The organism is Paenibacillus rhizoryzae, assembly GCF_059686995.1.
Genome location: NZ_JCAALT010000003.1, coordinates 550,042 through 564,059, shown reverse-complemented (window position 1 = coordinate 564,059; position 14,018 = coordinate 550,042). Strand labels below are relative to the sequence as shown.

At 49.8% G+C, this 14,018-nt stretch carries 10 protein-coding genes; all 10 read right to left on the bottom strand.

Annotation, left to right across the window (positions count from 1 at the left end; genetic code table 11):
* Positions 1-15 precede the first annotated feature (15 nt).
* Complete coding sequence (truB, locus tag AC6ESO_RS11620) at positions 16-939, bottom strand: tRNA pseudouridine(55) synthase TruB (RefSeq protein ID WP_497091440.1); 924 nt, start codon at positions 937-939, stop codon at positions 16-18.
* Complete coding sequence (locus AC6ESO_RS11615; RefSeq protein ID WP_497091439.1) at positions 936-1,946, bottom strand: DHH family phosphoesterase; 1,011 nt, start codon at positions 1,944-1,946, stop codon at positions 936-938. Before AC6ESO_RS11615 ends, truB begins: the two co-directional genes overlap by 4 nt.
* Entirely contained in the window at positions 1,943-2,296 is a 354-nt protein-coding gene (gene rbfA / locus AC6ESO_RS11610) for a 30S ribosome-binding factor RbfA (RefSeq protein WP_091218644.1), read from the bottom strand. Before rbfA ends, AC6ESO_RS11615 begins: the two co-directional genes overlap by 4 nt.
* A gap of 7 nt (positions 2,297-2,303) precedes the next feature.
* On the bottom strand, positions 2,304-5,234 hold the full coding sequence (gene infB / locus AC6ESO_RS11605) for a translation initiation factor IF-2 (RefSeq protein WP_497091438.1): 2,931 nt from the start codon (positions 5,232-5,234) through the stop codon (positions 2,304-2,306).
* Positions 5,227-5,562: a ribosomal L7Ae/L30e/S12e/Gadd45 family protein gene (locus tag AC6ESO_RS11600; protein WP_494819070.1), complete on the bottom strand. Its 336-nt coding sequence runs from the start codon at positions 5,560-5,562 to the stop codon at positions 5,227-5,229. Before AC6ESO_RS11600 ends, infB begins: the two co-directional genes overlap by 8 nt.
* Positions 5,543-5,860 (bottom strand): RNase P modulator RnpM, encoded by a 318-nt coding sequence (gene rnpM, locus AC6ESO_RS11595; RefSeq protein WP_210661455.1) that lies wholly within the window; start codon positions 5,858-5,860, stop codon positions 5,543-5,545. The genes AC6ESO_RS11600 and rnpM overlap by 20 nt, the downstream gene beginning before the upstream one ends.
* A gap of 26 nt (positions 5,861-5,886) precedes the next feature.
* On the bottom strand, positions 5,887-6,984 hold the full coding sequence (gene nusA / locus AC6ESO_RS11590) for a transcription termination factor NusA (protein ID WP_091218655.1): 1,098 nt from the start codon (positions 6,982-6,984) through the stop codon (positions 5,887-5,889).
* Positions 6,985-7,046: 62 nt separating this feature from the next.
* Complete coding sequence (rimP, locus tag AC6ESO_RS11585) at positions 7,047-7,508, bottom strand: ribosome maturation factor RimP (RefSeq protein WP_497091437.1); 462 nt, start codon at positions 7,506-7,508, stop codon at positions 7,047-7,049.
* 663 nt (positions 7,509-8,171) lie between these two features.
* Positions 8,172-12,482 carry a PolC-type DNA polymerase III gene (locus AC6ESO_RS11580; RefSeq protein ID WP_497091436.1) on the bottom strand — a complete coding sequence of 1,437 codons (4,311 nt, stop codon included), beginning with the start codon at positions 12,480-12,482 and terminating at the stop codon, positions 8,172-8,174.
* A gap of 81 nt (positions 12,483-12,563) precedes the next feature.
* The gene (gene proS / locus AC6ESO_RS11575; RefSeq protein WP_494819067.1) at positions 12,564-14,012 is read right to left on the bottom strand and encodes a proline--tRNA ligase; all 1,449 of its coding nucleotides are present in this window, start codon (positions 14,010-14,012) and stop codon (positions 12,564-12,566) included.
* Positions 14,013-14,018: the final 6 nt, after the last annotated feature.

Genomic DNA, 14,018 nt, shown 5'->3' with positions numbered 1-14,018 from the left:
GCTTTAAGTTCTTCACTAATCTGCTGTTTTGGTGAAAACCTTCACAGCTTTAAGCGTCGCTGTATCTTCATCCGGAGAAAACAAGCCGACGAATGTACCGTCAATGCCATAGAGGCGAATGATGGAATCCTTCCGATAATCTCCATGATCGAACATCGCGTTCAAGTAGATCCGCTTGCCCTGGAAGGCACGCTGTACATTCTCCATGCTAACTGTAGCACGGGGAAAATGATCAAGCGCTTCATCAGAAGGCGTCAGCTTCTCTTCTAGTTCGCCGGCAGCCTGAAGCTGCGCGATTTGTTCGAGCGTGAAGCATTGCTTCTTTGTAAAACCTCCGGACATTGTGCGAATTAACTCTGCCATTACAGCAGGTACGCCAAGGGCTTGTCCAATATCTACACATAGCGTGCGGATATAAGTACCTTTGGAGCAGGAAACAGAGAATCGAATGGTTGGGTGCGGCTGGTCCAGCTTCATATCCAGCAAATCCAGAGCATAGATCGTTACCGGTCTGGATTTCCGTTCAATAACTTGACCTTCACGTGCCAACTCATATAACCGTTTACCGTCAACTCGAACAGCTGAGTACATCGGTGGTACCTGCTCGATCTCGCCTAAGAACGAGGATAAGACGCGGCGAATATCCGCCTCCGTCAACGTCACAGAAGGAAGCTCTTCGAGTACCGTTCCGGTTAAGTCCTCTGTATCTGTCGCAATGCCGAATTGCATCACCGCTTCATAACATTTAGGCCGTTCCTGCACATATTCGACTACGCGCGTCGCGCGGCCTATACAAAGCGGCAGCACTCCGGTTACGGCAGGATCCAGTGTACCGGTATGGCCGATTCGTTTGACTTTAACAATGCCTCTGACTTTAGCGACCACGTCATGCGAGGTCCAGCCAGCGGGCTTCCAAACTGCCAAAATGCCATCCATCATAGGTTAAGCGCCTCACTTGCTGCTTGCACAACTTTGCCGATTGCTTCTTGTATCCCGTTCTCCAATCGGAAGCCTGCTGCCCGGACATGTCCGCCGCCGCCAAACGTTTGCGCAATTGCCGCCACATCTGCTTTACCGGTAGAGCGCATGCTTACTTTCACATCGCCATTCTCGGTTTCTTTGAACAAGATGCCTACGTCTACGCCTTCCACATTTACCGCGTAGTTGACCAGACCTTCAAGGTCATCGCCAACCGCACCGGTTTCCGCCATATCGGAGAAAGCGACATACAGCCACGCAATCCGGTTATCATCCGAGAACGTTAACCGATTAAGTCCGCGCTGCAAGAGAAGCAACTGCGGTTTTGTCATTTGCTCCAGCAAATGATTGGCAATCCAGTGTCCTTCAACTTCCTCCGCCAGCATGCGCGATGCAACCTGCATGACCCTTGGAGTGGTGTTGGAGTAACGGAATCCGCCCGTATCCGTAAGAAGACCTGTATAAATGGCGGTAGCAACTTCACGATCAAGTGAAATGGCCCCATGCTCGATGAGATCATATAAAATTTCGACCGTTGCGGCCGCATCGATTCGGATTAAGTTCGCTGTGCCGAAAGCATCATTAGTAGGATGATGATCAATATTAAGCAGTTGAGCTGATTCGGCAAATCTTTCACTCACTCGTCCGATTCGGCGGAAGTCCGCGCAATCAATCGCAATGATGCGGTCAAACGTTTCATCCAGTGGCTGCTTGCTATAATTAATGATCGATGCAGACGATTCCAGAAACTGTAGACGAATCGGCACCGCACCTTCATTAATTAAGACGGCTTGCTTACCAAATTGGCGAAGAAGCCAGCCAACAACTACTGTCGAGCTAATGGCATCCCCGTCCGGCTGAACATGCGAGACGACAAGAAACCGATTGCCGTCTCGAATGAAGTCAAGCGCCGCTTGCAGCTGTTCTTTATAAGCGGCCGAGAAAACCGCAGCTTTCGCCGTGGTCATTCGCCGCTCCTGCCGTTAATCGTATGCAGTAACGCTTCGATCTTGCTGCCGTACTCGATACTGCTGTCGAATTTGAACAGCAGCTCCGGCGTATGGCGGAATCGAATTCGTTTGCCGAGCTCGGAACGAATGAAACCTGTACCGCGGGCAAGAGCTTTAAGCGTTTCTTCTTTCTGCTCTTCACTGCCCAGCACGCTTAGATAAACACGTGCTTGCGAGAGGTCATTCGTTAGATCAACGCCGGTTACCGTTATGAAACCGATGCGCGGATCTTTGAGCTCCGTCTGAATGATTTGGCTCAATTCTTTCTTGATTTGTTCACCTACACGTCCTACGCGGACTTTAGCCATAGGTTGATCACCTCTCTACACTTTCCAGGACGTAAGCCTCGATAATGTCTCCCTCTTTAAGGTCGTTCATCTTCTCGAGCGTTATGCCGCACTCATAGCCTTGCGCCACTTCTTTTGCATCATCCTTGAACCGTTTAAGCGATTCGATTTCGGTTTCCAAGACCACGATACCGGCACGGATTAAGCGAGCTTTCGCGCTGCGTGTAATTTTTCCGGAAGTAACCATACAGCCAGCAATGACGCCGACCTTTGTAACTTTGAAAATATTACGCACTTCAGCCTGGCCCATAATAACTTCCTTGAAGATTGGATCCAGCATCCCTTTCATGGCATGCTCAATTTCGTCAATCACGTTATAGATAATGCTGTGCAGACGAATATCGACTTTCTCCTGCTCCGCCGTTGCAAGCGCCTGCGGCTCTGGACGAACGTTAAAGCCGATAACGATTGCACTGGACGCTGCTGCCAAGTTGATATCGGATTCTGTAATCGCGCCTGCACCGCTATGGATGATCTTAACGCGTACGCCTTCGATGTCGATTTTGGCAAGAGATCCTTTAAGCGCCTCAGAGGAGCCTTGAACGTCAGCTTTGATGATCACGTTCAGATCCTTGATTTCGCCTTCTTTAATATGATTGTACAAATCTTCGAGCGTTACTCTCGAATTTGCACCGAGCTCGGATTGGCGGTGCTTAATTGCGCGACGATCTGCAATCGCGCGTGCTTTGCGCTCGTCTTCGAACACGAGGAACGGATCGCCGGCTTGCGGAACTTCCGTTAGACCCGTAATCTCGATCGGCGTGCTAGGTCCCGCTTCTTTGAGACGGCGGCCCTTATCGTTGACCATCGCGCGAACGCGGCCGAAGCAGTTGCCCGCAACAAATGCGTCACCGATCTTAAGCGTACCGTGCTGAACGAGAACGCGAGCAACCGGACCTTTACCTTTATCAAGCTCAGCCTCAATTACCGTACCGCGTGCACGTTTGTTCGGGTTCGCTTTGTAGTCGTTCACTTCGGCAACGAGCAGAATCATCTCAAGGAGCTCCTCAAGATTAGTGCGTTGCTTAGCGGACACGTTTACGAAGATGGTATCTCCGCCCCACTCTTCCGGAACGAGCTGATACTCCGTCAAGCTTTGTTTGATTTTATCTACGTCAGCGCCTGGCTTATCGATTTTGTTAACCGCTACGATAATCGGAACGCCTGCTGCTTTAGCATGGTTAATGGCTTCAACCGTTTGAGGCATAACGCCGTCATCGGCTGCTACAACGATAATTGTAATATCCGTTACTTGAGCACCGCGAGCACGCATGAGCGTAAACGCTTCGTGACCCGGTGTATCGAGGAACGTAATTTTCTTATTGTTGATTTCAACTTGATAAGCCCCGATATGCTGCGTGATACCGCCGGCTTCACCGCTAGTTACGCTAGTGTGTCTGATGGCATCAAGAAGCGTTGTTTTACCATGATCGACGTGACCCATGATGGTTACAACCGGTGGACGAGCTTCCAGTGTATCCTCTTCGTCCTTCTCTTCCAGTGTTTCGAACGCATCCTCTTCTACAGGGATCTTCACTTCAACCTCAACGCCATATTCGGTAGCGATCAATTGAACGGTATCCAGATCGACCTCTTGGTTAATGGTAGCCATTACGCCAAGCATGATGAGTTTCTTGATAACCTCGGAAGCATCCTTATGAAGCAATTTAGCCAATTCGCCAACCGTTACTGTACCGCGTACGATAATTTTCTTCGGCGTATTGTCGATTTTCTCTTTGCGTTCTTGCTGTTGTCCTTTACCACGGTTGTTCTTACCGCCGCGGTTGTTCTTGAAGTTGCCTGTACGGGAATCTTCAAAACGTTTATTCGCACCGAAGTTGCTGTTAGCCGCCTTCGGATTGTTTCTTTTCTTTGCATGATCATCGGACGTCGTACTGCGCGACTCGAATGTACGAGCTGGAGCAGCACTGCGGTTCGGTTGTTGACTCGCTTGATCCGGACGCGGTGTGGAAGGACGGAAACCGCCGCCTTGACCGCCGCCAGTACTGGAGCCTTGACCCGAAGGACGGTTGCCTTGATAACCGCCGCCACCGCCTGCGCCTTGACCTGCCGGACGATTGCCTTGGTAGCCGCCGCCTTGACCTTGCGGACGTTGACCTTGGCCGCCTTGCGAGGAGCCTTGGCCTTGCGGACGTTGTCCTTGACCGCCTTGCGAAGAGCCTTGGCCTTGCGGACGATTACCTTGGTAGCCGGTGCCTTGACCTGCTGGACGGTTGCCTTGATAGCCGCCGCCTTGGCCTTGCGGACGCTGGCCTTGACCACCTTGACCGCCTTGACCTTGCGGACGGTTGCCTTGGTAGCCGCCTTGACCTTGCGGACGATTGCCTTGATAGCCGCCTTGACCTTGCGGACGCGGATTTGAGCTCGAGCTGCCTTGCGGTTGGCCTGATGTAGGCTGTTGAGTGGAGGTCGTCGGTGTCGTGCTCGCTGTAACGCCTGATGCCGGTGTTTGTGTGCTTGCCGGACTTGGCGCCGCGTTCGCAGTCTGAGCTGCGCTAGGTGCTTGCGTATTAGTTGTATTCATATTCCCCTGCTGTTCCTGAGTATTTTTGTTGACCTGTCCATGTCCTTGCGCTGGAGCATTCGTGCTTGATTGAGCCTTGCGTTCAGGCTGACCCTGCGGTTGCTGGCGATTAGACGACTGAGCTGCTGCAGAGACGGTCGCGCTCTCCTGGGCGCGTTTCGCTGCTGCGTTAGCTTTAATATCGCGGAAGAAACCTTCCACCTTCGAAACCATTTCATTTTCCATAACGCTCATATGATTGTTAACGGGCAGATTGAGTCGCTTTAGGATCGTAATGATTTCCTTGCTGCTCATATTTAAGTTTTTCGCGTATTCGTAGACGCGTAATTTATCTTTGTCTTGTTGTTTAGTCAATATACTCCACCTCCGTAGGTTCAATTAAGCTCTGTGCAATGCTTTTAGAAAAGCCTGAGTCGGTTACACCTAGGAGAACCCTCTCTGACTTGCCGATTGCTTCCCCAAGCGTAATTCGGTCGAATGCTTCTACGAGTTTGACATTGTAGGAAGCACATTTGTCCCGAAACTTCTTCTTTGTATTATCTGATGCATCACCGGCAACTATGACAAGTTTCGCTTTGCCCTGCTGGATTGCTTTCAATACGGTTTCGTCTCCGGTAACAAGCTTACCGGCCCGCATCGCCATGCCAAGCGTGTTAAGCGACTTATGCTTCGTCTTCGTCATCGATCTCATCCTTATTCGCGTTAAACGTGTCCTCTACAGCGATAAAATCTTGCTCCAGCTGATCATATATTTCAATGCCAACGGTTTGTTTCAAAGCCCGATCAAGTGCTCTGCTCTTCTTGGCCAGCTTAAAGCAAGCGACTTTCCCGCAAAGATAAGCGCCGCGTCCTGCTTTCTTGCCCGTCAAATCGATCAGAACCGATTCATCAGGCGTACGAACGACGCGGATCAGCTCTTTCTTTGCCTTCATCTCCTGACAAGCAACACATTTACGCAGTGGAATTTTTCTAGGTCTCACCGTTCATCCCCCCTGAACATCAGCTCTTAGTCGATGGAGACGGAATCCTGATGCATCGTGCTCATCGGCGACTTTGGACGACCAAATTCTTGCTCCGCCTGCGTTTCGCTCTTAATATCGATCTTCCAACCCGTCAGCTTCGCAGCCAAACGAGCATTCTGACCTTTAATTCCGATTGCCAGCGACAGCTGATAATCCGGAACAATGACGCGTGCCATCTTCTCTTGCTCGTATACGATTACCTCGATAACTTTAGAAGGGCTAAGCGCATTCGCAACATATTCTTCAACGTTTTCGGACCAGCGAACGATATCAATCTTTTCGCCTTTGAGCTCCGTAACGATGGTTTGCACACGCATCCCTTTCTGACCGACGCATGATCCGACCGGATCCACTTCGGCATTGCGGGAATAAACAGCGATCTTGGAGCGGAAGCCCGCTTCACGCGCGACAGAGCGAATCTCAACTACGCCATCATAAATCTCAGGCACTTCGAGTTCGAATAGGCGTTTCAGCAAGCCCGGGTGCGTACGGGAAAGGAAAATTTGCGGTCCTTTCGTCGTGTTCTCCACTTTCGTAATGAACGATTTCACGCGATCCCCATGTTTGAATTTGTCCGTTGGCATTAATTCGGTGAGCGGCAATACCGCTTCTACCTTGCCAAGGTCGATAAACAGGTTGCGCACGTCTTGACGCTGCACGATACCATTCACAATGTCTTCTTCTTTATCGATGAAGGCATTGTAAATGAGGCCGCGTTCTGCTTCACGGATACGTTGTGTAACAACCTGCTTCGCCGTTTGAGCCGCAATCCGGCCAAAATCACGAGGCGTTACTTCGATTTCCGCGATATCGTCAAGCTGATAATGCGGGTTGATCTCACGGGAAGCTTCAACCGAGATCTCAAGTCGAGGATCTAGTACATCCTCTACTACGGCTTTGCGTGCATACACTTTAATGACTCCGGTAAACCGGTTAATATCAACACGTACATTTTGGGCGGTATTAAAATTGCGTTTGTAGCTCGATATCAGGGCTGCTTCAATGGCTTCCAGCAAGATATCCTTGCTGATCCCCTTCTCTCTTTCGATTTCCGTCAGTGCTTCAATAAATTCCATGCTCATTGGAAATGAGTTCCCCCTTTCAACTAGTTCCCTAACGTTATAATCATGCCGTTGTCTTCTCCTTAGAAGACGATGGCTAAACGGGCACTGGCAACTTTCGTATACGGTATGGTGTGTTTCTTTTTACCGATTTCAATGACGATCTCTTCCCCATCAAATGAAAGAAGCTTGCCTTCGAATTCTTTCAAGCCGCCAATCGGCTCATAGGTCGTTGCAAACACATGCTTGCCGACGGCTTTCTTAACATCTTCGGGCTTCTTAAGCGGACGTTCCGCACCCGGTGAGGATACTTCGAGAAAATAAGCGTCAGATACCGGATCATTCTCATCCAGCTTCTCGCTCAAATATTCGCTAATCCGGCCGCATTCATCGATATCAATGTTGCCTTCTTTGTCCACGTAGACACGAAGAAACCAGTTGCTTCCTTCTTTCACATACTCTACGTCAACGAGTTCAAATCCATTTTCATCGAGGAACGGTCTAACCATTTCTTCGACAGCGGTTTTGATTGTGGATGTGCTCAAAAACAATGTACCTCCCACTGCAGCGGTGCGCCACAACAGAGGCGGCGTACGGTCAGTTTAATTTTTCAGCTGAAATGCACCTGTTGCAGAACCTGCTTATGTCCCATCGTATATGTAAAAAGGTGCAGACAAAACGTAAAGAGTGGGTTTCCCCACTCTTCTGCGAAAAGGTCGTATCATCAGCATTACCAGAAAGATTATAACATAACCATGATGTGGTGACAATACGGCGCTGGAGGGTGCGCTCGGGGTGGGTCGCTCCATTCGGGGTGCGCCTGCGGCCGCTGTTGAACTCGGGATGCTCGAATAGACGGCTTCGCGGTAGCATCCCGAGTTCAAAGGCGGCACGTAAACTCTCCGGCTGCACCCCGAATTCCGCTCCTTCCCCTCGCTTACCAGCGCTTTGAGGCGAAGCCGAAGTTGCCGAGGTAATCCGGCAACTTCGGAGATTCACGCCAACCTTTAACTACCATAAACCCCAGAAGAAAAACCTGAAAACAGTCGCCCCCTGCGGGGCTTGTTCACCTGTGGTGAACTTTAAGTGCCTAAACCTGAAAACAGTCGCCCCCTTCGGAGGCTTGTTCACCTTTGGTGAACTTTCAATGTACACACCTAGAGAAGTCGCCCCCTTCGGGGGCTTGTTCACCTGCGGTAAACGTACTCCTAGAACAAAGACAACTGATTCGACTCCGGCAATCCTCGGAAGCAGCCCATAGTCGTCAGCACTTCGACGATGGTTTTGGTTGCTTTGGATTTTTGCTGGAAGTCTTCGATCGATAGGAACTCGCCAAAATCCCGAGCTCCTGCGATGTTCTTCGCAGCGTTCTCCCCGATACCGCTGATTGCGCCGAATGGCGGGATGATTGAGTTTCCATCGATGATGAACCGCGTAGCTTCCGAACGATAGAGATCAACCGGCTTGAAGGAGAAGCCTCGAGCAGTCATCTCCAGCGCCATCTCAAGCAAGGAGACGCTGTTTTTCTCTTTCGGCGTTGCATTGAAGCCTTTGGCTTCGATTTCGACCAGCTTCTTTGCGATAGCCTCATAGCCTTTGCAAAGCAGCTCTAAGTCAAAGTCCTCCGCGCGAATAGAGAAGTACGTCGCATAATACGCAATAGGCTGATACAGCTTGAAGTATGCTGTCCGCACGGCCGAGATAACGTAAGCAGCCGCATGGGCTTTCGGGAACATGTACTCGATTTTCAAACAGGAATCGATATACCATTGCGGCACTTTACAGCGTTTCATTTCTTCGATCCATTCCGGAGTAAGACCTTTACCTTTACGAACGCTCTCGGTAATTTTGAAGGCAAGCCCCGCATCCATACCTGCTTTATAAATTAAGAAAAGCATAATATCGTCACGACAACCGATAACGGTTTTGATCGTACATGTACGGTTCTTAATCAGCTCTTGCGCGTTGCCGAGCCATACCCCTGTTCCATGGGACAATCCTGAAATTTGCAGCAAATCGGCAAAGGTAGCCGGTTTCGTTTCTTCAAGCATTTGACGTACGAACTTGGTTCCCATCTCCGGAACGCCATAGGTCGCGACGGAAGAACGTATTTTATCCGGAGTGACGCCAAGGGCTTCCGTAGAACTGAACATACTCATAACTTTCGGATCGTTCATCGGAATCGTAGTCGGATCAATTCCGGTGAGATCCTGCAGCATGCGCATCATGGTCGGATCGTCGTGCCCCAGAATATCGAGCTTCAAGAGGTTATCCTCGAAAGCATGATAGTCAAAGTGGGTCGTTTTCCACTCGGCGTTCTGATCGTCGGCGGGATACTGCACCGGTGTTACATCCTCAACCTCAATGTAGTCCGGCACAACGACGATACCGCCCGGATGCTGGCCCGTGCTTCGTTTTACACCGGTACAACCGTTGGCGAGCCTTGCAAGCTCAGCACCGCGCCACTTCTTGCCGTAATCTTCTTCGTATTTCTTCGTATAGCCGTATGCTGTTTTCTCTGCAACCGTACCGATAGTACCTGCACGGAATACGTTTTCCGCTCCGAACATCGTCTTCGTGAAGTTATGGGCTACCGCTTGATATTCGCCGGAGAAGTTCAAATCGATATCGGGAACTTTATCCCCTTTAAAGCCAAGGAACGTCTCGAACGGAATATCCTGCCCTTCGCCTTTGAGCGGTTTACCGCAGTTTGGACAAGCCTTATCCGGTAAATCGAAACCGCTTGGATAGCTGCCGTCAAGGAACCATTCACTAAACTTACATGCTTCATCTAAACAAGTGTAGTGCGCAGGTAAAGGATTTACTTCAGATATCCCTAGGAAGGTTGCAACGATGGAAGAACCAACGGAACCCCGTGATCCAACCAGGTATCCATCCTCATTGGACTTCTTCACTAGCTTCGCCGAAATGAGATAGTTGGCAGCAAAACCGGCTTTCGTAATCGGAACAAGCTCTCTCTCGAGACGTTGAACGACGACATCCGGAAGCGGTTCGCCATACAATTTACGTGCAGTGTCATAACATGTATTACGCATTTCATCATCGGCGCCTTCGATAATAGGAACGAACAATTTCGGCGGGAACATATCAAACGGCTCAAATCGTTCCGCAAGCTCTGACGTATTCTTGACTACAACCTCATAAGCGCGGGCTTCACCGAGAAAAGCGAACTCCTCCAGCATTTCTTTTGTCGTACGGAAATGAGCATCCGGCTTGCGGATATCTTTGAGCGGACTAAAGCCTGTTATGCCATGGATTGTAATGTCACGGAACAGCTTGTCCCGTTGCAGCAAGTAATGCACATTGCCTGTTGCAATGACCGGTTTACCGAGCTTATCGCCAATCTCGCATACGCGGCGAATCGCCTGTTCGATCTCAGCGCGGCTTGCTACAAAACCTTTCTCAACAAGATGCATATAGAAGTCGATTGGCTGAATTTCAAGTACGTCGTAGTAATGCGCGACATCTTCTGCTTCTTCCATCGACTTATTCATAACGGCTTCGAAGAACTCGCCTTTCTCGCAACCCGAGATTACCAGCAGCCCTTCGCGCAATTCGGTCAGCTTGCTCTTCGGGATCGTAGCGACGCGTTTAAAATGTTCGGTATGCGATTTCGAGATCAGCTTGAACAAATTTTTCTTCCCCGCTCCATTGAGCGCGTAGATGCAGCAATGGAAGGGCCGCATGTTCGACAAGTCGAGCCCGACATAGTCGTTCAGCATTTGTAGGCCGGTTATGTTGCGGGCAGCTGCATCCCCAATTAGACCGTATAGTACGCCGCCGAGTGCAATGGAGTCATCGATCGCGCGGTGATGATTCTCGAGACTGATTTTATATTTATCCGAAAGGGTATTCAGACGGTGATTCTTCATCGTCGGATGCAGGAATCGCGCAAATTCAAGAGTATCCAGAACGGGATTCTTCACTTCCGGTAGACCATGAAGTTTGCAAGCCGCTTGAAGGAACCCCATATCAAATCGAGCGTTATGGGCAACCAGTACCGCATCGCCAATAAACGCAATAAACTCGTGAATCTTCGGCCCAAGCTCCGGCGCGTCTTCAACCATTTCGTTCGTAATATTCGTTAATTGTTGAATGTTATAAGGAATGTTCTCATGCGGGTTAATGAACGTTGAGAAGCGATCGATTTCTTTGCCTTCGTGCATTTTCACGCCGGCAAGCTCAATGATTTTGTTGTTCACAACCGATAGCCCCGTCGTTTCCACGTCGAATACAACGTAAACGGCAGACTGCATCGCTTCTTCACGTGCATTCATAACCATGGGAATAGCATCATTGACTACGTTCGCCTCTAAGCCGAACAGCACTTTAATGCCATGTTTCTTAGCCGCTTTCGCCGCCTCCGGATAACACTGTACATTGCCGTGGTCCGTAATAGCTATCGCTTTATGTCCCCATTTGGCAGCCTGCTTAATGTATGCATCAACCGGAGCAACAGCATCCATCGTGCTCATTGTCGTATGCAAATGGAACTCGACGCGCTTCTCTTCGGCATCGTCTTTCGTTTCCTTAGGCGCCAGAACCTCATGCATGTCAGATGGCATCATAACCAGCTCAGGTTCCATCATGAACCGGTCGTATTCGACGCGTCCACGTGCCTTGATCCATTTGCCATTCGCGAGCTGCTTCAGTACTTTGACATCATCTTTCGTCTTAGCGAACATCTTCATCGCAATCGAGTCGGAGAAGTCCGTGACGTTAAACGTAAAGAGCGTGCTGCCGTTACGGAGCTCTTTCTCTTCGAGACCGAAGACCGCGCCCTGCACGGTGATCTTCTTCTCTTCTTCAATAATATTCATAATTGGTACAGGTGCGTCTCGAATATCGTACCCGACGACAAGGCGAACTTCGCCTTCGTCCAGCGTTGGCTCTTCGGAAACCGTCGTGCTTGTCATCATCGCTTGAATGACTTCGCGCTCTTCTTGATCCCGCTTCTGCTGGAACTGTTCGTACACCTCTTGATTGGATTCACCGACAATCATCTTCATGCGGCATGTTGTAGCAAATTGCTGCTTGAAAAAGTCGATCGCAAGCTCGTCAATTTTCTTCTTCTTGGCTAGTTCCAGACCCATTTCGTCCATCAAATGAAGGGTAATCAGATCGCCTTCAGCAATCATCTTCGATTTGCTGATCCAGCCGTTAACGGAAGGATTGTTCTGCTGCAGCCATTCCACGAAAGCCGGCCAATATTCTTGAACCAGCTCGTCCTTCGGTACATCGCTGCCATATTGAAACTGAAACGAGATTTGAGCGATATGCGCATATTTCGCAACGACTGCGCGGCAAAAAACACCAAAAGCCGGTAAAGGAACCACAGTCGTTTTGCCTATGCAAAACGTCCATTCCCGGTTACTCCGGCTTACGATTACTTTCTCTATATGCCCATCTGCAAAATACTCATCGACCATTTGCTGCGGCAGATCCGCCTGCTTCAACAGCAGCTCGAACCGCTGTCGCTTTCCCCCGGTTTGGTTCATATTGTCCTCCCCCAAGACGAAACGGCTGTCGCCGCCTTTCAGCGAATACAGCCGTTTATTCCTTTTTTACTCTTGTTGCAATTAATAAGCTCTGGCGAATACGACGGAATGCTCGGATTTCTCTCCACAAACGAGACAAACTGTTTTGTGCTCAGCAGGCTCAAACGGAATGTTACGGCTAGTTGCGCCCGTTTCTTCCTTCACTTGACGCTCACATGCATCTGAACCGCACCATCCGGCAAGCGCGAACCCGCGCTGCTCTTCGAAGAGTGCCTTCATCTCATCGAGCGTCTCCACTGAGTAGGTATGCTCCGTACGGAATTGCTTTGCACGCTCAAGCATATCATTATGCGTCTCAGTCAGCATATGCTCAATTTCTTCCTTCAAATTGCTTTGCAGGACAATTCGCTTCTCACCGGTAATACGCGATACGAGAACGACTTGTCCATTCTCCATATCACGAGGTCCAAGCTCAAGACGAATCGGTACGCCGCGCATTTCATATTCATTGAATTTCCAGCCTGGGCTTACATCGCTGCGGTCATCCACTTTCACGCGGATACCAGCTTTCTTCAGCTCAGCGAACAGCTCGTCCACCCGTCCAACCACTTGCTCACGTGTCTTCGGCGGGCCGATCGGAATCATGATGACTTGCGTCGGTGCAACCTTAGGAGGAAGCACCAGACCGCGATCATCACCATGAACCATGATCATTGCACCTAGAAGACGTGTCGATACCCCCCATGAGGTGGTATGAACAAATTGTTGTGTATTTTCGCGGTCCAAGTACTTAATATCGAACGCAACTGCGAATTTATTGCCAAGATAATGGGACGTTCCTGCTTGTACGGCACGGCCGTCTTTCATCATCGCCTCAATCGAATACGTATCTACCGCGCCGGCAAAACGCTCCGATGGTGTCTTCTGCCCCATAATGACCGGAATTGCCAAATAGTTCTCGCAGAAGTCGCGATAAATTTCGAGCATTTGGTTTGTTTCTTCCCGCGCTTCTGTTTCGGTTTCATGCGCCGTATGACCTTCCTGCCACAGAAACTCGGTTGTACGCAAGAATGGCAGTGTCCGTTTTTCCCAGCGAACTACGTTTGCCCATTGATTGATCAGTACGGGCAGGTCACGATAGGATTGAATCCATTTGGAGTACATATGGCCGATAATCGTTTCCGATGTCGGGCGAATCGCCAATCGTTCTTCAAGCTTCTCTCCACCGGCTTCGGTTACCCAAGGCAGCTCTGGATTGAATCCTTCCACGTGCTCTTTCTCTTTAAGGAAAAAGCTCTCCGGAATGAACATTGGGAAGTAAGCATTACGATGACCGGTTTCTTTGAACCTGCGGTCCAGCTCATCCTTCATATGCTCCCAAATTTCAAACCCCTCTGGACGGAATACGATACAACCGCGCACCGGGGAATAATCCATTAATTCCGCTTTCTTGATTACATCAATATACCACCGCGAGAAATCCTCGTTTTGCGGTGTAATTTCCGTTACGAATTGCTTATCCTTCGACATGACCGA